Source organism: Puia sp. P3, from assembly GCF_050632245.1.
Classification (GTDB): Bacteria; Bacteroidota; Bacteroidia; order Chitinophagales; family Chitinophagaceae; genus Puia.
The window spans coordinates 347,185-369,989 of record NZ_CP192583.1 but is presented as its reverse complement, the minus strand read 5'-3'; the positions used below and the strand labels follow the sequence as shown (position 1 = coordinate 369,989).

Sequence of the window (22,805 nt, the reverse complement as noted above, 5' to 3'; positions counted from 1 at the left end):
GCGGCGCCCACGAGCGTAATAAATCCGATGATGCCGGCGCTCATCGTAATAAAGCTTAGGTTCTTGAGTAGCAGGGCAACGAACGTATCGCTCTTGTCGATCATAAAATTATCCGCTTCCGTCACCTCGAGCCGGCGGATAGGACGGAACACCCCCTCGGCACTGGTCGATCGCCCCCTCGAGCATCTTGACGTCGGCTACTTTCACCTGTATATTGAACGAGGTCGCCGATCCCGGACCGAACGGGCCATTAGTATTGGTGAAGAAACGGCGTACATTATTATAGGAGGTAATGACGACGTTGTCATAGCTCATGCCGAAGGACGAACCCCTTTCTTCCGTCACCCCTATAACCCTGAAAGGTAAATTGTTAACTCTGATGATCTTCTCTACAGGGGTCTCTGGGCTGTTGCCGAAGAAGCGTTTGGCGAGCGCGCTGCCGATGATGCAGACGTTGCGGCCGGACTGGATATCCAGCTGGTTCAGATTGCGGCCGGCGGCGAGGGTGTACCCGTTGAGTTCGGTGTAGTTCTCGTCGCCGCCGATGACGCGTATATTCGGATTTGTTTTTTGTTACCAAGAGAGACAATCGCGTCGCCCTGGCCCTGGAAATTGAGGCTGACCATGGCGGGGTACTGAAAACGGGCGAGGAAAGTTTCGGCCTGCAGCCTGGAGATGGGGACGCTGGAATTGGACTTTTTCTCCCGCAGGCCCTTCTTTTGTTTTTGACGCCGCCGCCATTGAAATTGAACCATTTCCGGTAGTGGATGGTGAATCCGTTGGCGCCCATGGCGGAGAAGCTTTCGGTGAATTTTTGTTTCATGGCGTTGATCGCGGTGTTGATGCCGACGAGGGCCATGATGCCGAAGGCGATGATGGCGACCGTGATGCCGGTTCGGAGCTTGTTGCTGCGGACCGTCCGGAAGGCCAGGGGATAAAGTGTCGGAATAGTTCACGTGTGGAAGTTAGGGAAAAAATGATCCGGGTGGGGTATGGGGGCGTGAACGGGGTTGTACGAACTTGTTCGGGGAGTTGAACCGGGGGTTGGGGGACGGGGGGCCCGGATTGGGGGCGTGAACCATGTGAACCGCCGCTACACCCACCGGCGATGTGAACCGTGTGAACCACAGCTACACCGGAAGGCAGTCTCCGGGCGGGGGCCCAGGCCGCGGCCCTCCGGTCGGTTTACCACGTATACGGAAACTTTGCTAAAAGGCTCAGCAGCATCTGGGGCCAAACCCCCAACACCACTACCACAGCCGCCAGCACCACCAGCATGCCCTTGAACCCGGCACCCGGCTCCGTCTCCGTACTACCCTCCCCATCCTTGAAATACATCGCCTGGATGACCCGGAAGTAGTAATAGACCGAAACCGCCGCGCAGAGCACCGCAAAGATCACCAGCCACATAAAATGGCCCGACTGAACCACGGCCGCCAGCATATAATATTTCGCAAAGAAGCCCCCGTCAGCGGGATCCCCGCCAGGGAAAGCAAAAAGATCGTCAGCGTCGCCGCCAGCACCGGCTGCTGCCGCGCCAGCCCGTTAAAACCTTCGAAAGTATAGTCCTTCATCCTGATGAGCACCGCAAAGATCCCGATGGTCGCCACGCCATACACCGCCGCGTACAGCAACATCCCCTGCCTAGACACCTGATTCAGCGCCAGCAACGCCAGCAGCATGAAGCCCGCCTGCGCGATCGACGAATAAGCCAGCATCCTCTTCACACTCTGCTGGAAGACAGCCGTGATATTACCTATAAATAAGGTGGCCGCCGTAATGATGGCCACAAAGATCTGCCATTTGTCCTGGCTCTCGCCAAAACCGTCCTCGAACAACCGCACAAACCCGATAAAGATCGACACCTTCACGATCGTCGCCATAAACGACGTAAAAACTGTCGGCGCCCCATCATACACGTCCGGCGTCCAGAAATGGAACGGCGCCGCCGAGACCTTGAAACCCATCGACACCAGCAACAGCAACAGTCCCGCCATGAACATCGGCCGGGTAGCCACCGCCGGACCACCCGTCCACAGGTCGTCGATAAAGAAGGTTCCGTTCTGCGACGCGCCATGCAGCAGCGCGATACCCAGCAGCATCAGCCCCGTACTGAACGAACCCATCAGGAAGTATTTCAGGGCCGCCTCGTTGCTTTTCAAATTGCGCTTATCCGCGCCCGTCAGTATATACAAAGGGATCGAAATGATCTCGATCCCGAGGAACAGCATCAGCAGCGTATTGAACGACGTGACAAGGGCCACCCCGCACAACACAAAAAAGATCAGCGCAAAATACTCGGCCAGATTGTGCCCCACCCTCTCCATATCCCTCCCGCTGACCAGCACCAGCAGCAGGGTGCTCACGATCGCGATGGCGTTGCCCAGCATTCCAAACTCGTCATAGTTCAACATCTTGTGCACGTCGATCGCCACGTGATACCCGATCATATCCACGCTGTTGGCGATCAGCAGCGCGACCAGTCCCACGATTGCCGTGTACCGGATAGCCTTTTTACTCTGCGTAAAAATGCCGCTGAACATCATGACGATACCCCAAATAGCCGATAAAAGTATAGCGTTCATATCTTCTGTATGATCTTATAATTTATAGTTCATCTTGTTGAGGAGAAACTCGGTCGTCTCCTTTGTCATCGCCAGCACCGGCTTGGGGTAAACCCCGATCACCACGATCAGCACGACGATCGCCGCCAGAACCAGCTTCTCATTTACTTTTATGTCGACCGCTTTTTCCGTCAGCGAATTCGTATTTCCGTAAAACACCCGCTGGATCATGTTCAGCGTATAGATCGCGCCGAGGATGATCGTCAGCGCCGCCACCACCGTAAACACCACCGAATACTGCGTCGCCGTCGACGTGAATACCCCACTGAACAGCAGGAACTCACCGACAAAAGCATTGGTCAGCGGCAGGGCCACATTGGCCAGGGCAACGATGACCAGCAATATCGCCAGCGAAGGCGCCTTCTGCGCCAGACCACCCAGCTCGGAGATCTTGCGCGTACCGAACTGCCGTTCGATCAAATCAACGACAATCCACATCCCGAGTATATTGATACCGTGGTTGAACATCTGGATCATCACGCCCTGCAGACCGCTTTCCGTCGTCGCGAAGATGGCCAGACACATCAGACCGACGTGGGCAATGGACGAATAGGCGATCAGTCTCTTCAGGTCGTCCTGCTTGATCGCCACCAGCGAAGCATAGACCATCCCGATGATACAGGCGCCGCTGACGGTATCGCCCCAGGCCCATGAACCGACAGGAACCACCGGCACCAGCCAGCGGATAACGCCAAAGACGCCCATCTTCACCATGATCGCACTCAGGACCATCGTAGTGGCGGTCGGCGACTGCTCGTAGGTCTCGGGCTGCGAGTGTGCAGCGGCCAGATCGGCATCTTGATCGCAAAGGCCACAAACAACAACCAGAATACCCAGGTCTGATCGGCGCCACTCAGCTTGGTCCGCAGCGCGTAGAACGACTCCATCGAGAAACTATGGTCGGGTGTCTGCCAGTACAGCCAGATGATACCCACCAGCATCAGCAGACTGCCTACAAACGTATAGATGAAAAACTTGAACGTCGCCTGGATCCTCCGCTCCCCGCCCCACTGCGAGCACAGAAAGTAGACGGGAATCAGCGCCAGCTCCCAGAAGAAGTAGAAGAGCAGCGCATCCGTCGCGACAAAAACGCCGATCAGCCCGCACTGCGACAGCAGCATCAGCGCGTAAAAATTCCACGCCTTCTTGTATTGATCCCTCCAGGTCGCGATAAAGATCAGCGGGAAACACACCACCGTCAGCAACACGAGGATCTTCGACAACCCGTCCAGACCGACCGCAAACCGGCTCCCCAGATCGGGCAACCATTCCACATTGGCCGCCAGCATCGGACTGGTCTTCGCCAGCGAAAGGCCCCAGAGGGCGACGAGCAGCGTCACGATGGAGGACAACAGCGACCAGACGCGGGCATTGCCTTCATTTTTGATCAGGAAGCCGACCAGTCCGGTGATCAGCGGGATCAGTATCAATAAAACTGGGACCATATTATTTCTTTACAAAAAGTTCAACAAGGAATAAAACTAAAATGCCTACGACCATCAGCAACACATACCCGCCCACCTGGCCGCTCTGCAACAGTCTCAGCTGACGGCTGCTGTATTGTACCAGACGACCCACGCCATTCACGATGCCGTCGATGATGTTCTTCTCGATAAACACCAGCAGCTGCGCCAGCAGATCGAGCGGCTTTACGATGATGGCGTTGTACAGCTCGTCGACATACCATTTATTGGCCAGCACCTTGCCAAAGCCGGTCGGTTCGGCCAGATCGGGTTTGCTTTTAAATCTGAACCACGCAAACAACGACGTCGCCGCCGCCAGCACCGCCGCCAGCGCCATGAGGCCGATCTCGGTGCCGTGCGCAATCTCGCTCTTCGGCTCGCCGCCGATGACCGGTGCCGGTATTTGCCCAGCACGTGCGCGTCAGGCGCGAGGGACTCGGGAATACCGAGGAAGCCGGCCGCCTGCCGCGAGTATCGCCAGCACGATCAGCGGGATCGTGATCGCAGAAGGGCTCTCGTGCAGGTGGTGCTCCTGGTCGTGCGTGCCACGGAACTGACCCGCGAAGGTCGTAGCATAAAGGCGGAACATATAGAAAGCGGTCAGCAGCGCCGTGAACAGACCCACGCCATAGAAGACGGGGTTCTTCGCATACGCCGCGGCCAGTATTTCGTCTTTGGAGAAAAATCCGGAGAACGGAGGGATACCCGCGATCGCGATACAGCCGATCAGGAAGGTGGCGTTGGTGATGGGCATCCATTTACGCAGCGCGCCCATGCGGCGCATATCCTGTTCGCCGCCCATCGCGTGGATCACCGAGCCGGCGCCAAGGAAGAGCAGGGCCTTGAAGAAGGCGTGCGTCATGACGTGGAATACCGCGCCCGTGTAGGCGCCGCAGCCCAGACCGAGGAACATATAGCCGAGCTGGCTGACGGTGGAATACGCCAGGACTTTCTTTATATCGTTCTGTTTCAGCGCGATCGTCGCCGCCAGCAGGGCCGTCAGCAGACCGATGACCGCTACCACGCTCTGCGTTACCGGGGTCAGGTCATAGAGGACATGGCTGCGCGCGATCATATAGATACCCGCCGTCACCATCGTAGCGGCATGGATCAGCGCGGACACGGGCGTAGGACCCGCCATGGCGTCCGGCAGCCAGGTATATAAAGGGATCTGCGCCGATTTACCGGTAGCACCCACGAAGAGCAGCATGGTGATCGCCGTCAGCGTGCCGACTTTGACGGTCCCGGGGTTGGCGAATACGTCGCTGAAATTGACCGAGCCGAACTGCCGGATCATCAGGAAGATCGCGATCAGAAATCCAAGGTCGCCGATACGGTTCATGACAAAGGCCTTCTTCGCGGCGTTGCCGTACTCGAGGTTCTTGAACCAATAGCCGATCAGCAGATAGGAGCAGAGTCCCACGCCTTCCCAGCCGATGAAGAGGATGATGAAGTTGGCGCCGAGCACCAGCAGCAGCATCGAGAATACGAAGAGGTTGAGGTAGGAGAAGTACCGCGCGAAGTGTGGGGCTTCTTCCTCGTGCATATAAGATGTAGAGTAGAGATGGATCAGGAAGCCTACCCCCGTGATGATGAGGAGGAAGAGGGTCGAGAGCTGGTCGACCTGGAAGGCAAAGGGTATGCTGAGCTTGCCAACGGTGATAAAGTCGAACAGGGTCACCAGCTTCGCCGTGGAAGCCCGGCTGCCGCACCTGTCCGAAGATGAGCAGGCTCACGACAAAGGAAAGGAGGATAGTACCGCTGCCGATGATACCCGTCAGGGACTTTGAAAGACTATTTCGGAACAGACCGTTGATCAGAAAGCCGATCAGCGGCAGAACAGGAACTAACCAAATGGATTGTACGCTCATACTAATGTTTCAACCTGTTGAGGAAATTAACGTCGATCGAATGCGTGTTTCTATACATCATCACGATAACGGCCAGCCCCACACTCACTTCCGCCGCGGCCACCACCATGATGAAGAATACGAATAGTTGACCGTCAATGCCCGCGTGCGGCGCCGTGGCCGACAGGGCGTGGTAGTGCATCTTCGAGAAAGCCACGAGCAGCAGGTTCACTGCGTTCAGCATCAGCTCGATACACATGAAAATAATGATCGCATTCCGGCGCGTCAACACTCCGGCCACTCCGATACAAAACAGCGCCACAGCAAGAAAGATGTAGTAATTTATTGGCATGTTATTCTATTAGTCTTAGTCTTTTTTCCCGATCACCACCACCCCAACCATCGCGCTGAGGAATAAGATACTGCTGATCTCGGAACGGCACGACATAGTCTTTGAAAAGGGTCATACCCAGATTGTGAATGAGGCCGATGTCGCCACGGTTCATTTCCGCCACCTGCATCTTCAGGTCCGCCTTCTTCAGCGCGGCCACCAGTACGAGGAGCAGCGCGCCGCCGGCAACGACGCCGGCGATCTTGAGCCACCTGTTCTTCTGGGGCTCGGTCTCCGCGTTCAGGTTCATCAGCATGAACACGAACAGGAACAATACCATAATGGCCCCGGCGTAGACGATGAGGTTCACGATCGCCAGGAACTGCGCGTCCAGCAGGATATAGTGACCCGAGATGGCCACAAACACCATGATCAGCCACAATACGCTGTGCACAGGATTCTTGCTGATCACGACCAGGATCGCGCTAAGGAGGGCCAGTATACTTAAAAACCAGAACAGAACTTGCGTAATACCCATTGCAGTTGTATAAATAATTTTAGTGTGTCCTTCGCTTCGCCCCCTTACACATGCTGTCCCTTCGCCTTCGCGTACTCCTCAGGATTCGTCACCGGGTTCGGGATCAACAATTCTTCCTTTCCATAGATAAACCCTTTCCGCGTATAATTGGAAGGCGCGAAAGTCTCCGACAGATAGATCGCGTCCTTCGGGCAGGCCTCCTCGCAGAGACCGCAGAAGATACAGCGGAGCATGTTGATCTCGTATTTGGCGGCGTACTTCTCTTCGCGGTAGAGGTTCTCCTCGCCGGGCATGCGCTCGGCGGCCTCCATGGTGATCGCCTCGGCGGGACAGGCTACGGCGCAGAGGCCGCAGGCGGTACAGCGCTCACGGCCCTGTTCGTCGCGGTTGAGGACATGCAGACCGCGGAATACGGCGCTGAAGGGCCGGGTCTTCTCGGGATAGTTGACCGTCGGCTTCTTTTTGAACATATGTCCGAACGTAATGGACATCCCTTTGGCAATTGCCGGCAGATACATCTTGTCCCACAACGTCATCGGCTTACGGTCGACCGGCTTCGCTCTGCTCGTTAATGATTGCATAAATTCTTTGTTTTATAACCCGCGTCCAGGCCGCGCTTTCCGCGCGGCGGAGGCCGCAAATATATTTAAAAATGCCAGTGGTTCGCTTTCAACAGTACGATAAATCCAGTGGCCAGCATATTGGCCAAAGCCAGCGGGATCAGGACCTTCCACCCCAGGTGCATCAGCTGGTCGTACCGGAATCGGGGGATCGTCCAGCGCACCCACATAAAGAAGAAGATAAAGATCACGATCTTCAGGAAGAGGCTCAGGGCCTGGAGGGTCGCAACCGGATTTTGGCCGATATGGGCGGCCAGCTGGCCGTCGTTGACGAAAGGAATATCGTATCCTCCGAAGTACAGCGTCGCCATCACGGCGCTGCTGATGAACATATTAATATACTCGGCAAAGAGATAGAAGCCCAGCTTCATCGAGGAGTACTCCTGGTGGTAGCCGAAGTTCAGCTCGTTCTCGGCCTCGGACAGGTCAAACGGTGTACGATTGCATTCCGCGAAGGCACAGATCAGAAAGATCAGGAAGCCTAGCGGCTGGTAGAGGAAGTAATAGTGTCCCTCCTGTTGCTGGGTCACGATGGTGCCCAGGCTCAGGCTGCCCGTGATCATCAGCAGCGCGATGATCGAAAGACCCATGGCCAGCTCGTAGGAGATGATCTGCGACGCGCCGCGGATGGCGGCCAGCAGGGAGAACTTGTTGTTCGAGGCCCAGCCGCCGATCATGATCCCGTAGACGCCCATGCTGACGACGCCGAAGATATAGAGGATCCCAATATTAATATCGGCGATCTGGAGGGAGATGTCCCGTCCAAAAAAGTGGAAATGGCTGCTCCAGGGTACGACCGCACTGGTCATCATGGCCGTCAGCATGGCGAGACCAGGACCCAGAACGAACAAAAACCGGTTGGAAGATGTTGGTATTATCTCCTCTTTCATGAACAGCTTGAGCCCGTCGGCCAGCGGCTGGAACAACCCGAAGGGTCCGGCCCGGTTGGGTCCCCGGCGGTCCTGCATGAATGCGGCAACCTTTCTCTCGGCATAAGTCTCGTACATGGCGATCAATAGCGAGACGCTGATGATGATAAGGATCAGCACCGCTTTTTCGATCAGTAAAGCCCAGTCCATGGCTAGTAAAGTCATATTCATCAATTAACGGGATTCATGTGGTTCAAAATCCGTCGAATGCGACGGCCCCTGGATTTTGGATAAGTCAATCTCCGGTCGGTTCACCTCGCTAATGGTATGTATATCCATCAGCAGCTGCGGCTTGCGGCCATCCAGTACATCATACAGGACTTCCTGCGGACGCTGTACACCGACATAGTGTCCCTGGCCGATAACGCTGTGGCGGTTGATCAGGGTCGGTCCCTCTATCTCCCAGTCTTTCGTCTCTTTCTTTTCGAACCGGCACTCATTGCAGATCCAGTCCTTTACCTCGCCCCACTCGTCCTTGCGGGCCGTGACGCGGAAGACCTCGTCGCCGCGGTACCAGAGGGTCACCTTGCCACCTGCAGTTGGCGTGGTTGCAGTTGCGGTGTGCGTCGACCGGCTTGAGGAACCACACGCGGTTCTTGAACCGGAACGTCTTATCCGTCAGCGCGCCCACAGGGCATACGTCGATGATATTGCCGATGAAGTCGTTGTCGAGGGACTTCTGGATATAGGTCGCGATCTCGGCGTGGTCGCCGCGGTCGAGGATCCCGTGCACGCGCTTCTCCGTCAGCTGGTCCGCCGTGAAAACGCAGCGGTAGCAAAGGATACAGCGGGTCATGTGCAGCTGGATATAGTGACCAAGGTCGTGTTTCTCGAAGACGCGCTTCGGGAATTCATACCGGGTAGTCGACTTACCGTTCTCATAGCTGAGGTCCTGCAGCGAGCACTCCCCGGCACTGGTCGCAGATGGGGCAGTCCAGCGGGTGGTTGATCAGCAGCATTTCCACGACGCCGTTGCGCGCGTCGATGACCTTTTCGCTGGTGATATTCTTGACCACCATCCCGTCCATGACATTGGTGCGGCAGCTGGCCACCAGCTTGGGCATCGGCCTCGGGTCGGCGGTTGAGCCCGCCGCGACCTCGACCAGACAGGTGCGGCATTTACCGCCGCTGCCCTTCAGCTTCGAATAATAACACATCGCGGGAGGCGCCACATCGCCGCCGATCTGCCGGGCCGCAAGCAGGATGCTGGTGCCAGGCTCTACCTCAATCGTGATGTTGTCTATCGTTACTTTGAATAATTTCTTTTCGTCAGCCATGTTCTTTTTATTTTTAAACTGTAGCTACTTCAAGGGGATCGGCATAGTGCGCGAGGCCGTAGTTACGAACCAGACACTCCTGCGGATTGTCGACATGCCATTCAAATTCATCCCGGAAATGCCGGATAGCCGCCGCAACCGGCCAGGCCGCCGCGTCACCCAGCGGGCAGATGGTATTGCCTTCGATCTTGCGCTGGATATCCCAGAGCAGGTCGATATCGCTCTTCTTACCCTGTCCCATATCGATCTTCTTCAGGATCTTTTCCATCCAGCCGGTGCCTTCGCGGCAGGGCGAACACTGTCCACAGCTCTCGTGGCGGTAGAATCGGGCCAGCGTATAGGTGTTCTTCACGACGCACTGGTCCTCGTCCAGCACGATAAAACCACCGGAGCCCATCATCGAGCCCTTGGCAAAGCCGCCGTCGGAGAGGCTCTCGTAGTTCATCATACGCGTCTCGCCCTTCGCCGTTTTCAACAACAGATTCGCGGGTAATATCGGTACGGAACTACCACCGGGAATACAGGCCTTGAGCCTTTTCCCATTCGGTATCCCACCACAATATTCATCCGAGTATATGAACTCCTCTACAGAGATGGTCATGTCGATCTCGTACACGCCGGGTTTGTTGATATTGCCGCAGGCGGAGAGGATCTTCGTCCCGGTGGACTTGCCGACACCGATCTTGGCATATTCTTCACCGCCCATATTGATGATGGGTACGACAGCAGCCAGCGTCTCGACGTTGTTGACCACGGTGGGCCGATCCCAAACACCTTTCACCGCGGGGAAAGGCGGTTTGATACGGGGGTTGCCGCGTTTGCCTTCCAGCGACTCGATCAGCGCGGTCTCTTCGCCGCAGATGTAGGCACCGGCGCCGCGGTGAACGTAGATCTCGCAGTCGAAGCCCGTCCCGAGGATATTCTTCCCGAGCCAGCCGTTGGCCACTGGCCTCTTCGATGGCCTGTTCGAGGATATCGGGGATCCGGGCGTATTCGCCGCGGATATAGATATAGGTTGCCTTGCTGCCCAGTGCGTAGGAGGAGACGATCAGTCCCTCGATCAGCAGGTGGGGAAGGAATTCCATCAGGTAGCGGTCCTTGAAGGTGCCGGGCTCGGACTCGTCGGCATTACAAACGAGGTGGCGCGGTACTCCTTCCGGCTTGGCCAGAAAGCTCCAGCTTCATACCGGTGGGGAAGCCGGCGCCGCCGCGGCCGCGCAGACCGCTCTTCTTCACCTCATCCGTCACCTGGTCGGGGGTCATGTTCTTCAGCGCCTTCTCCACGCTGGCGTAGCCGCCCTCGCGGCGGTATACGTCGTAGCCGCGGATGCCTTCCACTTTCGCCCTTTCTAACAATAGTAATTTGCCCATGCTAGGTTCTTTTATCCGCCCCGTCGGTTAGCCCGGGTTGGACGTTTTATCTTTAAATATGCTTTCTTTTCTTTTCAGGAGGACCATCTGGACCCCTGCTGAGACGACATAACCCGCCGCCATGATCAGCAGCATCATCCTGGCCGGCTGCTGGTGTACAAACAGACCGATCAGGGCGGTGAACATGCCGGCGATAGCGAAAAGCAGCGCCGATGTTCTTGGATTACGTCTGATATTTTTATCCTTCGTCTCCATTAATTGTTGGCTGCGGCGGTCTTTCTGCATTCTTCGATGATCTGATCCACTTTTTCCGGCGTCAGGTGCTCGCGGAAATGCTTGCCCAGCTGCATCATCGGGGCATAGCCGCAGGCGCCGAGGCACTTCGACCGTCTTCAGCGTGAAGAGCCCGTCTGGCGTGGTCTCGCCAACGTTGATCCCCAGCTTCTTTTTGATATAGTCGATGATATTGTCGCTTCCGCGGAGCATGCAGGGACCCGTCTGGCAGACCTCGAACATATATCGGCCGACCGGCTTGAGGTTGTACATGGAATAAAAGGTCGCCACCTCATAGACCTCGATGGGCTCGATCTTCAGGATCGTCGCCACATAGTCCATCGTCTCGGGGCTAAGCCATCCGCCAAACTCTTCCTGCGCGAGATGCAGGATGGGTATAATGGCGCTTTTGCCCTTCCCTTCCGGATAGCGGGCGATGATTTCGTCTACCTTTTTTAACTTCTCGTCTGAAAACTTGATCATAATCTTAAATTCTTTAGTTGTCAACCGCTTCACTTACTCTCTCCGCTACGCCCCCGCAAGCGAGGGCTATACCGGGGCCTATGTCTGCTCCACTCGTTCCGCGAGCCTCCTTCCAGTCGGCTCCTAGGCATCCATCTCGCCGGCGATAAGGTTCAGCGACGACATCACGATGATCGCGTCGCTCAGCATCGAACCCTTCGTCAGTTCGGAATAGGCACTGGTAGTAAATAAAACAGGGTCTGCGGAAGTGCAGCCGGTAGGGGTTCGCCCGCCGTCGCTGATCAGGTAGTACCCTACTTCGCCGTTGCCGCCTTCGACGGACTGATACACTTCGCCGGGGGAATTTCCGTCTCGCCCATGACGATCTTGAAATGCCAGATCAGCGCTTCCATCTTCGTGTATACGTCGGCCTTGGGAGGCAGGTAGTAGGACGGTGCGTCGGCGTGGTAGATCTCGGATTCTGCGCCCTTCATGTCCTTTATTTTCCGGTAGGCCTGCTCGATGATGCTGAGCGACTGCCACATCTCGCCGTTGCGGACGAGGAATCTGTCGTAGCAGTCTCCGGTGCTTCCCACCGGGATCTCGAACTGAAAATCTTCGTAGCTGGAATACGGCGTATGCACGCGAACGTCATAGTCGACACCCGCGGCCCGGAGATTGGGGCCCGTAAAGCCGTAGTTGAGCGCGCGTTCGCCGCTGATAGGACCCGCGCCGATGGTCCGCTCCATAAAGATGCGGTTGCGGGTGAACAGGTTCTCGAACTCCTTCAGCACTTTCGGGTATTCGTCGAGGAATTTATCCAGCTTCTCCCAGACGGCGTTGCTGAAATTCCGCTCGAAACCGCCGATACGACCCATATTGGTCGTCAGCCGCGATCCGCAGACCTCCTCGTATATTTCATAGATCAGCTCGCGGTACTGCATCACGTAGAGGAAGCCGGTGAAGGCTCCGGAGTCGACACCCACGACCGAGTTACAGATAAGGTGGTCGGAGATACGCGACAGCTCCATGATGATGACGCGGAGGTAGTCCACGCGTTTGGGCGTTTTGACCCCGAGGAGTTTCTCGCAGGTAAGGTGCCAGCCCATATTGTTGATGGGGGACGAACAGTAGTTGAGCCGGTCCGTCAGCGTCGTTATCTGGTAGAGCGGACGACGTTCGGCCAGCTTCTCGAATGCGCGGTGGATGTATCCGACGGTCTGTTCGGCGGAGACAATACGTTCACCGTCCAGCTCAGAGGATGTTCTGGAACACGCCGTGTGTCGCCGGGTGGGTGGGACCCAGGTTAAGCGTGGTGGTTGTCTTTTCGATGCTGCCTTCCGGAAGCTTTACGTGGTGCTCGACACTCATGTGTAAATCTATTTATGTTTCCGTCCGCTCGCGCGGTCAGATACGGTGTGTTATTGGACGGGCGCTCCGCTGGCAGGGAGCTCCGGTTGTTTCGGCGACATGGGACTCTCCGACGGACCCTGCTGGGCCGCCGCGGGTAAAGGTCCACGTCCGAACATGGCGTCGTCCTTGTCGATACGGGTCTGGTCCTCCAGCGGGTATTCCTTACGGAGAGGAAATAGTCCATCTCGTCGACGTTGAGGATGCGCTTGAGATTGGGGTGGCCGACGAAATTGATCCCGAAGAAGTCATAGGTCTCGCGCTCCATCCAGTTGGCCGAGGAATACAGCTGCGTCGCCGTAAAGATATCCGGCTGGGCGCTGGCCGTGAAGACCTTGAACCGCAGGCGGATATTGTCCGTCAGGTTGTGCAGGTGATAGACGACCGCCAGCTCACGGCCCGGCTTATTCGGATAGTGTACGGCCGTCAGATCGGTCAGAAACTGGAATCGCAGTTCTTCGTCGTCGAACAGGAACTGCATTGCTTTCAGATTGGATTCCTTCGGAGCCTCGAAGGTCAGCAGCCCGTAGGGCTCTTCGAAGTTCGTCAGCTGCTCTCGAATTTAGCGACCAGCCGGTCTTTAATCGTTTCGTTGGTTAATGCCATATATGAACTATCGCCCCACCGTGGGTGGAGCGACGATTTTAAGTTATTGAATGCCGTAACTCTGCAAAAGTCCTTTGTACTGGTCGCCATTTCGGCGGCGTATGCTTTCCTGTCCTACCAGGTCCTGGATCTTTATGAATCCGTCGAGGATAGCTTCGGGCCGCGGGGGACAGCCAGGCACATAAACGTCCACCGGCACTACCTGATCGATACCCTGCAGAACCGAGTAGGTATCGAAAATGCCTCCGCTGGACGCGCAGGCGCCGACGGCCATTACCCAGCGGGGTTCGGCCATCTGGAGGTATACCTGTTTGACAATGGGACCCATCTTTTTGGCGATCGTACCCATTACCATGAGGAGGTCGCACTGGCGGGGGAGAATCCCAGCCTTTCCGCGCCAAAACGGGCAAAGTCGTAGTGGGAGGCCATGGTAGCCATGAACTCGATACCGCAGCAGGAAGTGGCAAAGGCATGGGCCACATGGAATTCTTACGGGCGAGACCTACCACGCTGCTGAGGGTGGTGGTGAAGAAGCCTTCACCGGAGTAACCCTCGGGCATATTGGCATAGGTGATATTATCCTTTGGATCTGCCTTTATCGGGTGAACATTGAACCTTACCGGACGTGCCATATCTTGAATATTTTAAATTTATGAAAGAGAACATTGTGCCATCCGCGCCGTCGGCGCCGCGCTGGCGCATTATGTAAAAATAACATATAGCACCGGGCAGGGGTTTACTCTTTCTATATTTTAATGCAATCTTAAACACCGAAACCACTCGAATATTGTCAATCTTCCCAGTTCAGGGCTCCCTTCTTGATGATATAGATGAAGCCGGCCAGGAACAGGGCGACGAACAACAATACCTCGGAGAACCCCGCCCATCCCAGACCGCGGAAATTTACCGCATAGGGGTAGAAGAAGATGACCTCCACGTCGAACAACACGAATAAGATAGCAACCAGAAAATATTTTATGGCCATCGGATGGCGGGCATTGCCAACGCCTTCGATACCGCTCTCGAAGTTTTGTAATTTTTCGGCTGTTTTACGTTTGGGGCCGAGCAGGTGTGTAACGCCGAGGACCAATCCGACAAAGCCAAGGGCGAAAAGCAACTGGACACCGATGGGGAAATAACTAGTGGAATTATTCGTTGCGTCGGTCGGAAGAATATTGGCCTGTAATAAACTGATGTCCATTTTAAAGGAATTACACGGGCAAATTTAAGCCAGCAGTTGGATATTCCAACAATTTCTTAAAATAAAGCAGCGGCCCGGTTTTAGCCCGGGCCGCTGTAACTCTGGTTATATTAGCAAATTACACTACTTCTTCGCTCCGCCGGATTTCGGTTTAGCACCGCCGCTGGCCGGTCTGGCAGGCTGCGCCTGGCCGGTGGCTTGGACAGTTGCTTGATGATATTGTCTGCAGTCTGATTGGTAGGATCGACTTCCAGTACTTTTTTCATCCAGTCGATAGCCGCCTGTTTTTCTTTCTTTACGTCGTTGTAGTAACTGGCCAGATAGAAATAGGAGGTGACGACCTGGGCTTTATACTTGGTGGAATCGGCGCTGCCGGCTGCTTTTGCCGTGGAATCCATGCCCCGGGCTACTTCTGCCAGTTTTTGATACGCTTCTACTGCAAGCCCCTGACTGTTGAGTGTGTCGTCCTGGGCCTGTTTGGACCTGGCGCACCAGAGATAACCATAGATCTCTGCGGGGTATTTTGTTTCATAGATGCCGCAGAAGATGCTATCTGACGTCTTGAAGTTGCCGGCCTGATAGTTGGCCATACCCCATGCATAGAGGTCGGTATTGGTCGGGGTCTTCTTGGTAGCGTAAACGATCGCCGCGGCCTGAGCCATAGCGGGCTTGTTGTTCAGCTTCTTGGCGAATGCACCGGCTTCGGCCGCGTATTTAGCCTTGTTGTCGGCCAGGGTGTCAAGGTCGATCGCCTTTTTGTAGTCGTCGAAGGCGGTCAGCATGGTAGCCGTATCTGCTGCCTTGCTGCGGATATGCGCCCTTTCCTCGTAGTCGGCAGGGACGATGGCAGCCGGGTCCTGCTTGGTGAAATAGGTGTCGATATTCTGCGTAGCGCAGGCCTGGTCGGCCAGGGTATCGCAGGCATAGGCGATCATCTTGTACATACGGGGGCTGACCTTGTCGCCGAGCGAGGTGATCATTCCCTGGGCCTTCGTCTTAGCGTCCTGGAACTTGCCGGAGGCATAGAGGAAGTCTGTTTTCAGGTATTCGACTTCGGGACCGGGGTCGGAATTGGCGATATAGCTGTCCAGATAGCCTGCGGCCTTGTTGACGTCGCGGAAATACCAGTAGTAGAACAGCTCATAATAGGCGGGAGCGTACATGGGGTCCAGCTTGACGGCGTCGTCGAAGGCCTGCAGGAAGAACTCCTTGTTATTCTGCGTTTCGTAGATCTTGCCGATCTTGTACTTGGCCTCGGCCAGCTTGCCGTCGAGGGTGAGGGCCTTGTTATAGTTCTGGACGGCGTTGCCACCGTCGATCTGTTTGCGGTAGGCGTCCCCCAGCAGCAGATAGGTGTCTGCATTGTTGAAGTTCTTGGTCTGGGTTGCCAGGTTCAGTTTTTCAATAGCATAGGCGGCGTCTCCGTCGTGGGCGTCGATATTGGCGTCGGCGACGGCGTTCAGCACGTTGACGTCTTTACCCTTGGACAGCGAGATCGCGGTCTCGAAGCGCTGTTTGGCGTCGGCGGTCTTGTGGTTGCGAAGTTCAACTCCACCCATGCCGGCCAGCAGCATCGGAGCATTGCCGTTAGACTGTAAGGCCTTGCTGTACAGGTCGCCTGCCGCAACGGAATCTTTCATGGCCAACAAGGTCTGCCCCTTTCCAATATACCGCATCTATATTATTGGGATTAGAAGCCAGAATTTTGTCGAATACGTCGTTTGCGCTTTTGTACCGCTGATAATACAGGAATTTCTTCCCCTGATCCACCGATTGCGCAAATGCCACGTTGCAGAGACTTGCAACGCCTGCCACCAGTAAGCTGAATCGCATCTTGTTCTTCATTACTTGATCGTTGTTTAAGAAGTGTGTAAATTTATTGAAATCTGGTTTAACATATTGTGAAAAATTCTATTTGCTCATCTCCACCTGCCGTTGATCGAGCATCATCCTGGCCGGCCAGAGATAGGCCTTCCGGAATATAAGTTGTCCGCGCTCATATTGCAGGAAATTGGCGAAATTATTACCCACCCCGCTGTAATTCTCCTTCAATATATAATACAAACTCCGCACCATCGGGTACCGTTTCCACGCGATATTGGCCTGGAAGGGCCGGACATAGGTCTTTCCGAGGCAGCTGGTACATTCCACGGCGGCTACGTTGACTTTTCCGGAAAAGGTCGTGTCTCCGGGATCACTGCGGTCACCCACCCAGCTAACGCCGATAAACCCCACGGCGCGGGGATTATCTGCCACATAATCAACCACCGCCATGCTGGATTCGGCTGCTTTTACGTTCTTGCCGAGGGCTGGCCGCGCAGGACGGAGTCGATGGCGTAGCGGACGGTGCTGGTAGCAGAAAGACCATCCATCACGGGCTGGTGCTGCGTGTCCTTCCCGCTGAGCATGTCCTTGATCTCAATCATATCGAATACGGAGTCTTTTACCCCGGGGTGGACGAGTACGGCAATGGCGTCGTAGGCCAGCGGGCCTTCGGTAGGGGTAAGATGAAAAGAGTCTACATAGAATTTCTCCTCCTCCCTGCTGAGCGAGCGGGTGACGATGACCATCCGGGTGCTGTCGGTACTCAGGTCGCGAAAACACTCGGCTTCCGGCTTGTAGTGGGGGACGATGTGGACGTCGGGAAAGGAGGATTCGAATACTTTTATCTGGGAGTCGATGACGGGTCTGAACGATTCGTCGACGCTGATATTAATTGTCCCGTTGGTGGGGGTCTCCTGGGGCTTTTTTCCCTGGCTGCTGCAACCGGCCAGCAGGCCTAACAAAACAGATCCGATCAGTATGCCTTTACCATTCATAGATTTTCTCCTTCCGGTGATTTTTTCCGCCGGTTATTTATAGTAATTCTTTTTCGCGCCGCGGTATGCCCGGAATCCTCCATACAGGAGACAGAGTCCTGCGAACATATAGCGATTGAGGTCGTCGATATTGAGTGCTACGTGTAGCCTTGGCGCGATCAAAAGGAAAACCCCGATCCCAAATATAATAATTCCCATGCCATAATCGAGGATGGCGCGTCGAATAGAATATGCCTTTTTGCGCCTGTCCGGAGCCTCGTTTTCCATTGTTCCATTCTTTTTGTATGGCGGGTCTGGTTTAACCGAAAATGTAACCCATCCCCGCCGTACGTCTAATGATGGGCCTTCGGCCATTGACCCCGTGGGTCAATAGGGTGGCCAAATTAACAAATTAACCGTAATTAAATCACCCTGTATCGGGTTGATCACTTATTAAATTACAATTAATGTGTTGGGAGCCTGCGGGGCGGAGGCCGGGTCCCGGCCTGATCCCGACGCGTTCGCCCGCCTTCCGCGGGTTCCGGCCCGGCCAGAACCTGTATCGACGGTTCACGTTTTCCCGCGGGTTCCTCTCTTTTATTTATAGACTCTGTCCCTCCCTTATTCCACAAATTCCTGCCCCGTCCGTACCTTTGCGGCCTATGAAGGTTTTGATGGTTTGTCTGGGCAATATCTGCCGCAGCCCCTTGCGGAGGGCATTCTGCAGCAAAAGGTGAACGCCGCGGGACTCCGCTGGCTGGTCGACAGCGCCGGAACCAACGGCTATCATGTCGGTGAAGCCCCCATCGCCTGTCCCAGAAAGCTGGCCAGGGCGAACGGAGTGGACATCAGCGGACAACGCGCACGAAGATTTGTGGCGACTGATTTTCAACAGTATGACAAGATTTATGCCATGGCTGGCGATGTCGTCGACGAAATTCGGAAGAATCTCGGGGCGCCAGTTCGATCCGTCCAAAATCGAGCTGCTGATGAACGAGCTCCATCCCGGGCTTGACACCGACGTTCCCGATCCTTACTATGGCGACGAATCCGGCTATCATGAAGTATATCGTATGATCGACGCTGCGACCGACGAGATCATCGCCAGATACAGTAACCCCCTACCCTCCTAATTCAAACTATTTATGAGCAATAAGCCATCGCTGCCCCAGGGCACCCGGGACTTCGGCCCTGCCGTCGTCCGCAAGAGACAGTATATCCTCAATACGATCCGCCAGGTCTTCGAACTGTATGGTTTTCAGCCGCTGGAGACGCCGGCTATGGAGCAGCTGGAGACCCTGATGGGGAAATATGGGGAGGAGGGCGACAAACTCATTTTTAAGATCCTGAACAATGGGCTCGCGGATCCAAAGAATAAGGATAAGGCTGTCGCGGCATTTGACAGGGTATTACAGGGGAAGAATGACGCCGGGCTGACCGAAAGGGCTTTGAGATATGACCTGACCATTCCCTTCGCCCGCTACGTGGCCATGAACCATGGGCAGCTGGTCTTTCCTTTCAAGCGCTATCAGGTGCAGCCCGTCTGGCGCGCCGACCGCCCGCAGAAAGGACGCTACCGCGAGTTCTACCAGTGCGACGCCGACGTCGTGGGCAGCTACTCGCTGGTCAACGAGGTGGAGCTCGCGTCGATCTACCGGGAAGCGTTTTTCCGACTGGGGGTGCCCGTCGAGATCCGGGTCAACAACAGGAAGATCCTCGCCGCCCTGGCCGAGGTCTGTGGCGGCGCCGACAAGATGGTGGATATTACGGTGGCGATAGACAAGCTGGATAAGATCGGGTTGGAGAAGGTGAAGGCCGAGCTGGCAGAGAGGGGATTGGGGTTGGACCAGGTCGCCGCGATTGAGAAGTTTTTGCTGATCGATGGGGCCAATGAGGAAAAGCTGGGTGCCCTGAAGGCGCTTTTTGCGGGTAGTGCGACCGGACTAAAGGGGTGGAGGAGCTGGAGACGATTCTTGGATGGCCTGGTAGTCCTGACCTTGTTGTCGACCTGACCCTGGCCCGCGGCCTTAATTATTATACCGGTACCATCTTCGAGGTCAAGGCCATTGCCGTCCAGATGGGCAGCATCGGTGGCGGCGGCCGCTATGACGATCTTACCGGCACCTTCGGCGTCCCCGGAATCCCCGGCGTGGGCGTGTCCTTTGGCGTCGACCGTATCTATGACGTTATGGAGGAGCTGGGCCTTTTTCCGGCGGACGTCCATACCGGTACGCGGGTGCTGTTCTTCCATCTGGGGGATGCGGAGTCGCGCGCCTCTTTTGGATTGATGCAGCAGTTGCGGTCCCGGGGCGTGGCGGCCGAGCTCTACCACGAGCAGGCGAAATTCGACAAGCAGTTCAAGTACGCCGAGAAGAAGGGGATAAAGTATGTGGTGATCGTTGGTGGGGAGGAGTTGGCGGGTCGGACCTGTAAGCTGAAGGACCTGTCGACCGGTCAGCAGTCCGAGTTAGGTTGGGAAGAGTTGCTGGCGGCGCCGCTGGGGTGAGTAGTGGGGCCTGGGAGGCGGGTAGCGGACCGTGGTCGGTGGTTCACAGAGGATGGTTCACGCGTGGTTCACGCGAGTGATTTTCGGGGTGGACGTATAGTCCGTGATTCAGCTTGTGCTTCGTCGGGTCGCTGCCGATGACATATGTCCGCCCAAAGTCCGCCTCCCAGTCTTCGAAGATGGGACCAAAATCAAAGAACATCAAAGTACAATGACTATTCCACGTACTTCGCCAATTTGTCCATCGTCTGCTCGGTCCCCTTTTCGTTGTCTTCGGGGCGGATGGAGGAGGGGATGTTGCGGAACAGAAAGGTGATTTTTGTACCGCCGGCGACGGGTTCGAGGCGTACTTCCATGATCATCTCGTCGGAAAAGGAAGAGTCGGAGGATTTGAACCGGACAGCCTCGACGATCTTTTGGTTCGGCACGAGTTCAAGGAACTTCGCAGCAAATCTGTCCTCGTTCGCCGCCGTCTTGCCCCGGCGCGCCGCATCGGCATAGTACAATGACATCTCATACCCCCACCCGGCCGGAAGTCAAGGGCATGGACCTTACCGGTCATGTCCCCCGGCGCGAGCCAGGTCTCGAGCGCCTGGGCTTCTGCGAAAGCCTGATAGATCTTTTCCGGTGTGGCCCGGATGATCCGCGAATTCTCTGTCGTATTACGCATAGCCATATCGTCTTTTGAATTCTTCCAGTTCCCTTTCATTCAGCACCTTCAGCATATAGGTGCGGGTATTCCGGTTGTGCTCGACGAAAGGGATATGACGCTGGTAGAGCTCATCAAATAACATACCCAGCACCTGTACGTGCTGTTTGCTCTCCAGATAGAACCCGCATTTTACACGCTGGCCGCCGGACTCAAAACTCAACTCGTTGGTCATTCCGTCGGAATTGCTGCCCGACACCATCGCCCCGTCATTGACGTACATGCCGTTGTAGGCCTCCACGTTGAAGTCCAGATTGCTGACCATCCGCAGCGGATAGTGCAGCTTGCCGATGGTGATGCCCTCCGTACTGACGACCAGGTCGTCGGGGGAGAAACCGTAGTTGCGAACGTCGCCCCTGGCGATAAAGGCGCCAATGATCACTACCGCGATGCCCGCGCCAAAGACATAGGGGATATAGTCGTTCATATTAGGGATGAAGACCAGCAGCAGGGACGAGGCCGCGATGAACAGACCGCCATAGGCAACATAGGCCCTCTTGTTGCGGCGGGATATAACCAGCTTGGTGCGAAATTCCATGCACCCAAAATAAAGAAATTTGGCGAATCCTCACGTGTGAGAACTATGCGCCCCCTTACAACTTCTCATAGACCACCGCGGCGCCCTGCCCTACCCCCACGCACATCGTGGCCAGCGCATAGCGCACCGACCGCCGCTGCATTTCGTGTACAAGGGTCGTGGAGATCCGCACGCCGCTGCAGCCCAGGGGATGACCGATGGCGATCGAGCCGCCGTTGACGTTGACCAGCGCGGGATCCAGGCCCAGCTCCTGCATGCATACCAGCGCCTGAACGGCAAACGCCTCGTTCAGTTCGACCAGGTCGAGATCGCCCGCCTGCAGTCCGGCCCGCTGCAGCGCCTTGCGCGACGCCGGAATCGGGCCAACACCCATTATCGAAGGATCGACACCCGCGACGCCCATACTCACGACCCGGGCCATCGGCCGCAGACCATATTTTTTCACGGCCGCCTCGCTCGCCAGCAGCATCGCTGCCGCACCGTCGTTGATGCCCGCGGAGTTGCCCGCCGTCACGCTGCCATCTTTTATAAAGGCGGGACGAAGCGCCGCTAACTTTTCCATCGACGTATTGCGGGGGGCTCGTCCTTATCAAAATAGATCTTCTCCTGTTTGCCGCCGAGTATTTCGACCGGCGCGATCTCGGCCGCCCACTTACCAGCCTCGAGGGCGGAAAAATATTTATCCTGCGACAGCGAGACCGAACTGATCCTGCGCCTCGCGCGAGACCTTCCACTGGCGCGCGACGTTCTCGGCCGTCTCGCCCATCGAATAGGGGTGATAGAGATCGGCCATCTTCTTATTGACAAAGCGCCAGCCGATGGTCGAATCGAAGATTTCGGCGGTGCGATTAAAAGCGCTGGTCGACTTGGCCATCACGAACGGCGCGCGGGTCATACTCTCGACGCCACAGGCGATATATACGTCACCGTCGCCGCAGGCGATAGCGCGACCCGCGTCCATGATCGCCTGAAGGCCCGAGGCGCAGAGGCGGTTGACCGTATTGCCGGGTACAGTCACCGGCAGTCCCGCCAGCAGCGCAGCCATACGGGCCACGTTGCGATTGTCTTCTCCCGCCTGGTTGGCGTCGCCCGCGATGACGTCTTCGATCGCCGCGGGGTCCACGCCGGGGTTACGCTGAAGCAATGTTCTTATCACATGAGCAAGCAGGTCGTCGGGGCGAATGGTGCTCAGCGCGCCGCCATATTTTCCAATAGGCGTCCGCACCGAGTCTATAACATAGATAGCATTCATAGTTGTTGTTTGCGGCGGCAAGTTACAGGAAATTCATCAACTCACCT

The 22,805-nt window shown here is 56.0% G+C and carries 35 protein-coding genes and 4 pseudogenes; 6 read left to right on the top strand and 33 right to left on the bottom strand.

Features of this window, described 5'->3' with window-relative positions; genetic code table 11:
• Positions 1-108 precede the first annotated feature (108 nt).
• The gene (locus ACQ86N_RS02155) at positions 109-546 is read right to left on the bottom strand and encodes an ABC transporter permease (protein WP_431217947.1); all 438 of its coding nucleotides are present in this window, start codon (positions 544-546) and stop codon (positions 109-111) included.
• Positions 483-755 carry a hypothetical protein gene (locus ACQ86N_RS02150; protein ID WP_431213737.1) on the bottom strand — a complete coding sequence of 91 codons (273 nt, stop codon included), beginning with the start codon at positions 753-755 and terminating at the stop codon, positions 483-485. The genes ACQ86N_RS02155 and ACQ86N_RS02150 overlap by 64 nt, the downstream gene beginning before the upstream one ends.
• 12 nt (positions 756-767) lie before the next feature.
• On the opposite strand from ACQ86N_RS02150, the gene ACQ86N_RS02145 reads away from it, so the two are divergent.
• Positions 768-938 carry a hypothetical protein gene (locus tag ACQ86N_RS02145; RefSeq protein WP_431213736.1) on the top strand — a complete coding sequence of 57 codons (171 nt, stop codon included), beginning with the start codon at positions 768-770 and terminating at the stop codon, positions 936-938.
• A gap of 247 nt (positions 939-1,185) precedes the next feature.
• On the opposite strand, the gene ACQ86N_RS02140 is transcribed toward ACQ86N_RS02145, so the two are convergent.
• The 18 genes and pseudogenes from ACQ86N_RS02140 to ACQ86N_RS02055 all read right to left on the bottom strand — a co-directional run bounded on the left by ACQ86N_RS02140 (position 1,186) and on the right by ACQ86N_RS02055 (position 12,682).
• Positions 1,186-1,443, bottom strand: a complete 258-nt coding sequence (locus ACQ86N_RS02140; protein WP_431213735.1) for a hypothetical protein — start codon at positions 1,441-1,443, stop codon at positions 1,186-1,188.
• The gene (locus tag ACQ86N_RS02135) at positions 1,398-2,585 is read right to left on the bottom strand and encodes an NADH-quinone oxidoreductase subunit N (protein WP_431213734.1); all 1,188 of its coding nucleotides are present in this window, start codon (positions 2,583-2,585) and stop codon (positions 1,398-1,400) included. Before ACQ86N_RS02135 ends, ACQ86N_RS02140 begins: the two co-directional genes overlap by 46 nt.
• Before the next feature lie 15 nt (positions 2,586-2,600).
• Entirely contained in the window at positions 2,601-3,356 is a 756-nt protein-coding gene (locus ACQ86N_RS02130; protein WP_431213733.1) for a complex I subunit 4 family protein, read from the bottom strand.
• Positions 3,347-4,069, bottom strand: a complete 723-nt coding sequence (locus ACQ86N_RS02125; protein WP_431213732.1) for a complex I subunit 4 family protein — start codon at positions 4,067-4,069, stop codon at positions 3,347-3,349. The genes ACQ86N_RS02130 and ACQ86N_RS02125 overlap by 10 nt, the downstream gene beginning before the upstream one ends.
• Position 4,070: 1 nt before the next feature.
• Positions 4,071-4,424, bottom strand: coding sequence for a hypothetical protein (locus ACQ86N_RS02120; protein WP_431213731.1), 354 nt, complete (start codon positions 4,422-4,424; stop codon positions 4,071-4,073).
• An 84-nt stretch (positions 4,425-4,508) separates the two neighbouring features.
• On the bottom strand, positions 4,509-5,768 hold the full coding sequence (gene nuoL / locus ACQ86N_RS02115; protein WP_431213730.1) for an NADH-quinone oxidoreductase subunit L: 1,260 nt from the start codon (positions 5,766-5,768) through the stop codon (positions 4,509-4,511).
• Between the two features lie 191 nt (positions 5,769-5,959).
• Positions 5,960-6,289: an NADH-quinone oxidoreductase subunit NuoK gene (nuoK, locus tag ACQ86N_RS02110; RefSeq protein WP_431213729.1), complete on the bottom strand. Its 330-nt coding sequence runs from the start codon at positions 6,287-6,289 to the stop codon at positions 5,960-5,962.
• Position 6,290: 1 nt separating this feature from the next.
• Positions 6,291-6,806, bottom strand: coding sequence for an NADH-quinone oxidoreductase subunit J family protein (locus ACQ86N_RS02105; RefSeq protein ID WP_431213728.1), 516 nt, complete (start codon positions 6,804-6,806; stop codon positions 6,291-6,293).
• Between the two features lie 44 nt (positions 6,807-6,850).
• Positions 6,851-7,387, bottom strand: coding sequence for an NADH-quinone oxidoreductase subunit NuoI (gene nuoI, locus ACQ86N_RS02100; RefSeq protein WP_431213727.1), 537 nt, complete (start codon positions 7,385-7,387; stop codon positions 6,851-6,853).
• Positions 7,388-7,452: 65 nt separating this feature from the next.
• Complete coding sequence (nuoH, locus tag ACQ86N_RS02095) at positions 7,453-8,520, bottom strand: NADH-quinone oxidoreductase subunit NuoH (RefSeq protein WP_431213726.1); 1,068 nt, start codon at positions 8,518-8,520, stop codon at positions 7,453-7,455.
• A 9-nt stretch (positions 8,521-8,529) separates the two neighbouring features.
• Entirely contained in the window at positions 8,530-8,880 is a 351-nt protein-coding gene (locus ACQ86N_RS02090; protein ID WP_431213725.1) for a hypothetical protein, read from the bottom strand.
• Positions 8,792-9,151, bottom strand: coding sequence for a hypothetical protein (locus ACQ86N_RS02085; RefSeq protein WP_431213724.1), 360 nt, complete (start codon positions 9,149-9,151; stop codon positions 8,792-8,794). The genes ACQ86N_RS02090 and ACQ86N_RS02085 overlap by 89 nt, the downstream gene beginning before the upstream one ends.
• 82 nt (positions 9,152-9,233) lie before the next feature.
• Positions 9,234-9,632, bottom strand: a complete 399-nt coding sequence (locus ACQ86N_RS02080) for a 2Fe-2S iron-sulfur cluster-binding protein (RefSeq protein WP_431213723.1) — start codon at positions 9,630-9,632, stop codon at positions 9,234-9,236.
• 13 nt (positions 9,633-9,645) lie between these two features.
• Positions 9,646-10,578, bottom strand: coding sequence for a complex I 51 kDa subunit family protein (locus ACQ86N_RS02075; protein WP_431213722.1), 933 nt, complete (start codon positions 10,576-10,578; stop codon positions 9,646-9,648).
• A 52-nt stretch (positions 10,579-10,630) separates the two neighbouring features.
• Positions 10,631-10,801, bottom strand: a pseudogene (locus ACQ86N_RS02070) (NADH-quinone oxidoreductase subunit F); the annotation flags it as partial.
• Complete coding sequence (locus ACQ86N_RS02065; protein ID WP_431213721.1) at positions 10,761-11,003, bottom strand: hypothetical protein; 243 nt, start codon at positions 11,001-11,003, stop codon at positions 10,761-10,763. The pseudogene ACQ86N_RS02070 and the gene ACQ86N_RS02065, both read right to left, overlap by 41 nt.
• Positions 11,004-11,030: 27 nt before the next feature.
• Positions 11,031-11,759, bottom strand: a complete 729-nt coding sequence (locus tag ACQ86N_RS02060) for an NAD(P)H-dependent oxidoreductase subunit E (protein ID WP_431213720.1) — start codon at positions 11,757-11,759, stop codon at positions 11,031-11,033.
• A gap of 123 nt (positions 11,760-11,882) precedes the next feature.
• Positions 11,883-12,682 (bottom strand): annotated as a pseudogene (locus tag ACQ86N_RS02055) (hypothetical protein).
• Positions 12,683-12,835: 153 nt separating this feature from the next.
• On the opposite strand from ACQ86N_RS02055, the gene ACQ86N_RS02050 reads away from it, so the two are divergent.
• Positions 12,836-13,048: a hypothetical protein gene (locus ACQ86N_RS02050; RefSeq protein ID WP_431213719.1), complete on the top strand. Its 213-nt coding sequence runs from the start codon at positions 12,836-12,838 to the stop codon at positions 13,046-13,048.
• Here the strand turns inward: ACQ86N_RS02050 and ACQ86N_RS02045 are convergent.
• The 8 genes from ACQ86N_RS02045 to ACQ86N_RS02010 all read right to left on the bottom strand — a co-directional run bounded on the left by ACQ86N_RS02045 (position 13,045) and on the right by ACQ86N_RS02010 (position 18,041).
• Positions 13,045-13,629 carry an NADH-quinone oxidoreductase subunit C gene (locus tag ACQ86N_RS02045; protein ID WP_431213718.1) on the bottom strand — a complete coding sequence of 195 codons (585 nt, stop codon included), beginning with the start codon at positions 13,627-13,629 and terminating at the stop codon, positions 13,045-13,047. The two genes, ACQ86N_RS02050 and ACQ86N_RS02045, sit on opposite strands and share 4 nt — an antisense overlap.
• A 168-nt stretch (positions 13,630-13,797) precedes the next feature.
• Entirely contained in the window at positions 13,798-14,109 is a 312-nt protein-coding gene (gene nuoB, locus ACQ86N_RS02040; protein WP_431213717.1) for an NADH-quinone oxidoreductase subunit NuoB, read from the bottom strand.
• Positions 14,103-14,234 carry a hypothetical protein gene (locus ACQ86N_RS02035; RefSeq protein ID WP_431213716.1) on the bottom strand — a complete coding sequence of 44 codons (132 nt, stop codon included), beginning with the start codon at positions 14,232-14,234 and terminating at the stop codon, positions 14,103-14,105. Before ACQ86N_RS02035 ends, nuoB begins: the two co-directional genes overlap by 7 nt.
• A gap of 310 nt (positions 14,235-14,544) precedes the next feature.
• Positions 14,545-14,955, bottom strand: a complete 411-nt coding sequence (locus ACQ86N_RS02030; protein ID WP_431213715.1) for an NADH-quinone oxidoreductase subunit A — start codon at positions 14,953-14,955, stop codon at positions 14,545-14,547.
• Positions 14,956-15,065: 110 nt separating this feature from the next.
• On the bottom strand, positions 15,066-16,595 hold the full coding sequence (locus ACQ86N_RS02025; protein ID WP_431213714.1) for a tetratricopeptide repeat protein: 1,530 nt from the start codon (positions 16,593-16,595) through the stop codon (positions 15,066-15,068).
• A 271-nt stretch (positions 16,596-16,866) separates the two neighbouring features.
• Entirely contained in the window at positions 16,867-17,229 is a 363-nt protein-coding gene (locus ACQ86N_RS02020; protein ID WP_431213713.1) for a hypothetical protein, read from the bottom strand.
• A 17-nt stretch (positions 17,230-17,246) separates the two neighbouring features.
• Positions 17,247-17,774 carry a substrate-binding domain-containing protein gene (locus ACQ86N_RS02015; protein WP_431213712.1) on the bottom strand — a complete coding sequence of 176 codons (528 nt, stop codon included), beginning with the start codon at positions 17,772-17,774 and terminating at the stop codon, positions 17,247-17,249.
• A gap of 33 nt (positions 17,775-17,807) precedes the next feature.
• Positions 17,808-18,041: a hypothetical protein gene (locus tag ACQ86N_RS02010; protein ID WP_431213711.1), complete on the bottom strand. Its 234-nt coding sequence runs from the start codon at positions 18,039-18,041 to the stop codon at positions 17,808-17,810.
• Positions 18,042-18,432: 391 nt separating this feature from the next.
• Between ACQ86N_RS02010 and ACQ86N_RS02005 the strand changes: the two genes are divergently transcribed.
• Genes ACQ86N_RS02005 through ACQ86N_RS01990 form a run of 4 tightly spaced genes read left to right on the top strand, consistent with a single transcriptional unit; the run spans position 18,433 to position 20,259 of the window.
• Entirely contained in the window at positions 18,433-18,768 is a 336-nt protein-coding gene (locus ACQ86N_RS02005; protein WP_431213710.1) for a hypothetical protein, read from the top strand.
• Complete coding sequence (locus ACQ86N_RS02000; RefSeq protein WP_431213709.1) at positions 18,743-18,886, top strand: hypothetical protein; 144 nt, start codon at positions 18,743-18,745, stop codon at positions 18,884-18,886. Before ACQ86N_RS02005 ends, ACQ86N_RS02000 begins: the two co-directional genes overlap by 26 nt.
• A 12-nt stretch (positions 18,887-18,898) precedes the next feature.
• Positions 18,899-19,765 carry an ATP phosphoribosyltransferase regulatory subunit gene (locus ACQ86N_RS01995; protein WP_431213708.1) on the top strand — a complete coding sequence of 289 codons (867 nt, stop codon included), beginning with the start codon at positions 18,899-18,901 and terminating at the stop codon, positions 19,763-19,765.
• The gene (locus ACQ86N_RS01990; protein WP_431213707.1) at positions 19,705-20,259 is read left to right on the top strand and encodes a His/Gly/Thr/Pro-type tRNA ligase C-terminal domain-containing protein; all 555 of its coding nucleotides are present in this window, start codon (positions 19,705-19,707) and stop codon (positions 20,257-20,259) included. The genes ACQ86N_RS01995 and ACQ86N_RS01990 overlap by 61 nt, the downstream gene beginning before the upstream one ends.
• Before the next feature lie 43 nt (positions 20,260-20,302).
• Here ACQ86N_RS01990 and ACQ86N_RS01985 read toward each other — a convergent pair whose 3' ends face one another.
• The 5 genes and pseudogenes from ACQ86N_RS01985 to ACQ86N_RS01965 all read right to left on the bottom strand — a co-directional run bounded on the left by ACQ86N_RS01985 (position 20,303) and on the right by ACQ86N_RS01965 (position 22,758).
• Positions 20,303-20,461 carry a hypothetical protein gene (locus tag ACQ86N_RS01985; RefSeq protein ID WP_431213706.1) on the bottom strand — a complete coding sequence of 53 codons (159 nt, stop codon included), beginning with the start codon at positions 20,459-20,461 and terminating at the stop codon, positions 20,303-20,305.
• A gap of 13 nt (positions 20,462-20,474) precedes the next feature.
• On the bottom strand, positions 20,475-20,771 hold the full coding sequence (locus tag ACQ86N_RS01980) for an SRPBCC domain-containing protein (protein ID WP_431213705.1): 297 nt from the start codon (positions 20,769-20,771) through the stop codon (positions 20,475-20,477).
• 47 nt (positions 20,772-20,818) lie between these two features.
• Positions 20,819-20,929, bottom strand: a pseudogene (locus ACQ86N_RS01975) (ATPase); the annotation flags it as partial.
• Positions 20,922-21,506 carry a hypothetical protein gene (locus ACQ86N_RS01970; protein ID WP_431213704.1) on the bottom strand — a complete coding sequence of 195 codons (585 nt, stop codon included), beginning with the start codon at positions 21,504-21,506 and terminating at the stop codon, positions 20,922-20,924. The gene ACQ86N_RS01970 and the pseudogene ACQ86N_RS01975, both read right to left, overlap by 8 nt.
• Positions 21,507-21,561: 55 nt before the next feature.
• Positions 21,562-22,758: pseudogene (locus ACQ86N_RS01965) on the bottom strand (acetyl-CoA C-acyltransferase).
• Positions 22,759-22,805: the final 47 nt, after the last annotated feature.

Bases quoted from the DNA above. Each gene is read 5' to 3' on its own strand.
- nuoH (WP_431213726.1), bottom strand. From the start codon at position 8,520: ATGACTTTACTAGCCATGGACTGGGCTTTACTGATCGAAAAAGCGGTG.
- ACQ86N_RS02145 (WP_431213736.1), top strand. From the start codon at position 768: ATGGTGAATCCGTTGGCGCCCATGGCGGAGAAGCTTTCGGTGAATTTT.
- ACQ86N_RS02120 (WP_431213731.1), bottom strand. From the start codon at position 4,424: ATGGCGCTGGCGGCGGTGCTGGCGGCGGCGACGTCGTTGTTTGCGTGG.
- ACQ86N_RS02085 (WP_431213724.1), bottom strand. From the start codon at position 9,151: ATGACCCGCTGTATCCTTTGCTACCGCTGCGTTTTCACGGCGGACCAG.
- nuoB (WP_431213717.1), bottom strand. From the start codon at position 14,109: ATGGTAATGGGTACGATCGCCAAAAAGATGGGTCCCATTGTCAAACAG.
- ACQ86N_RS02060 (WP_431213720.1), bottom strand. From the start codon at position 11,759: ATGATCAAGTTTTCAGACGAGAAGTTAAAAAAGGTAGACGAAATCATC.
- ACQ86N_RS02000 (WP_431213709.1), top strand. From the start codon at position 18,743: ATGAACGAGCTCCATCCCGGGCTTGACACCGACGTTCCCGATCCTTAC.
- ACQ86N_RS02125 (WP_431213732.1), bottom strand. From the start codon at position 4,069: ATGGTCCCAGTTTTATTGATACTGATCCCGCTGATCACCGGACTGGTC.
- ACQ86N_RS01980 (WP_431213705.1), bottom strand. From the start codon at position 20,771: ATGTCATTGTACTATGCCGATGCGGCGCGCCGGGGCAAGACGGCGGCG.
- ACQ86N_RS02130 (WP_431213733.1), bottom strand. From the start codon at position 3,356: ATGGTCCTGAGTGCGATCATGGTGAAGATGGGCGTCTTTGGCGTTATC.
- ACQ86N_RS02030 (WP_431213715.1), bottom strand. From the start codon at position 14,955: ATGGACATCAGTTTATTACAGGCCAATATTCTTCCGACCGACGCAACG.
- nuoI (WP_431213727.1), bottom strand. From the start codon at position 7,387: ATGCAATCATTAACGAGCAGAGCGAAGCCGGTCGACCGTAAGCCGATG.
- ACQ86N_RS02105 (WP_431213728.1), bottom strand. From the start codon at position 6,806: ATGGGTATTACGCAAGTTCTGTTCTGGTTTTTAAGTATACTGGCCCTC.
- ACQ86N_RS02045 (WP_431213718.1), bottom strand. From the start codon at position 13,629: ATGCAGTTCCTGTTCGACGACGAAGAACTGCGATTCCAGTTTCTGACC.
- ACQ86N_RS02010 (WP_431213711.1), bottom strand. From the start codon at position 18,041: ATGGAAAACGAGGCTCCGGACAGGCGCAAAAAGGCATATTCTATTCGA.
- ACQ86N_RS01985 (WP_431213706.1), bottom strand. From the start codon at position 20,461: ATGTTCTTTGATTTTGGTCCCATCTTCGAAGACTGGGAGGCGGACTTT.
- ACQ86N_RS01970 (WP_431213704.1), bottom strand. From the start codon at position 21,506: ATGGAATTTCGCACCAAGCTGGTTATATCCCGCCGCAACAAGAGGGCC.
- ACQ86N_RS02140 (WP_431213735.1), bottom strand. From the start codon at position 1,443: ATGCTGGCGGCCGTGGTTCAGTCGGGCCATTTTATGTGGCTGGTGATC.
- ACQ86N_RS02135 (WP_431213734.1), bottom strand. From the start codon at position 2,585: ATGAACGCTATACTTTTATCGGCTATTTGGGGTATCGTCATGATGTTC.
- ACQ86N_RS02015 (WP_431213712.1), bottom strand. From the start codon at position 17,774: ATGAATGGTAAAGGCATACTGATCGGATCTGTTTTGTTAGGCCTGCTG.
- nuoK (WP_431213729.1), bottom strand. From the start codon at position 6,289: ATGCCAATAAATTACTACATCTTTCTTGCTGTGGCGCTGTTTTGTATC.
- ACQ86N_RS01995 (WP_431213708.1), top strand. From the start codon at position 18,899: ATGAGCAATAAGCCATCGCTGCCCCAGGGCACCCGGGACTTCGGCCCT.
- ACQ86N_RS02025 (WP_431213714.1), bottom strand. From the start codon at position 16,595: ATGAAAGATTCCGTTGCGGCAGGCGACCTGTACAGCAAGGCCTTACAG.
- ACQ86N_RS02020 (WP_431213713.1), bottom strand. From the start codon at position 17,229: ATGGCGGTGGTTGATTATGTGGCAGATAATCCCCGCGCCGTGGGGTTT.
- ACQ86N_RS02150 (WP_431213737.1), bottom strand. From the start codon at position 755: ATGGTTCAATTTCAATGGCGGCGGCGTCAAAAACAAAAGAAGGGCCTG.
- ACQ86N_RS02080 (WP_431213723.1), bottom strand. From the start codon at position 9,632: ATGGCTGACGAAAAGAAATTATTCAAAGTAACGATAGACAACATCACG.
- ACQ86N_RS02065 (WP_431213721.1), bottom strand. From the start codon at position 11,003: ATGGGCAAATTACTATTGTTAGAAAGGGCGAAAGTGGAAGGCATCCGC.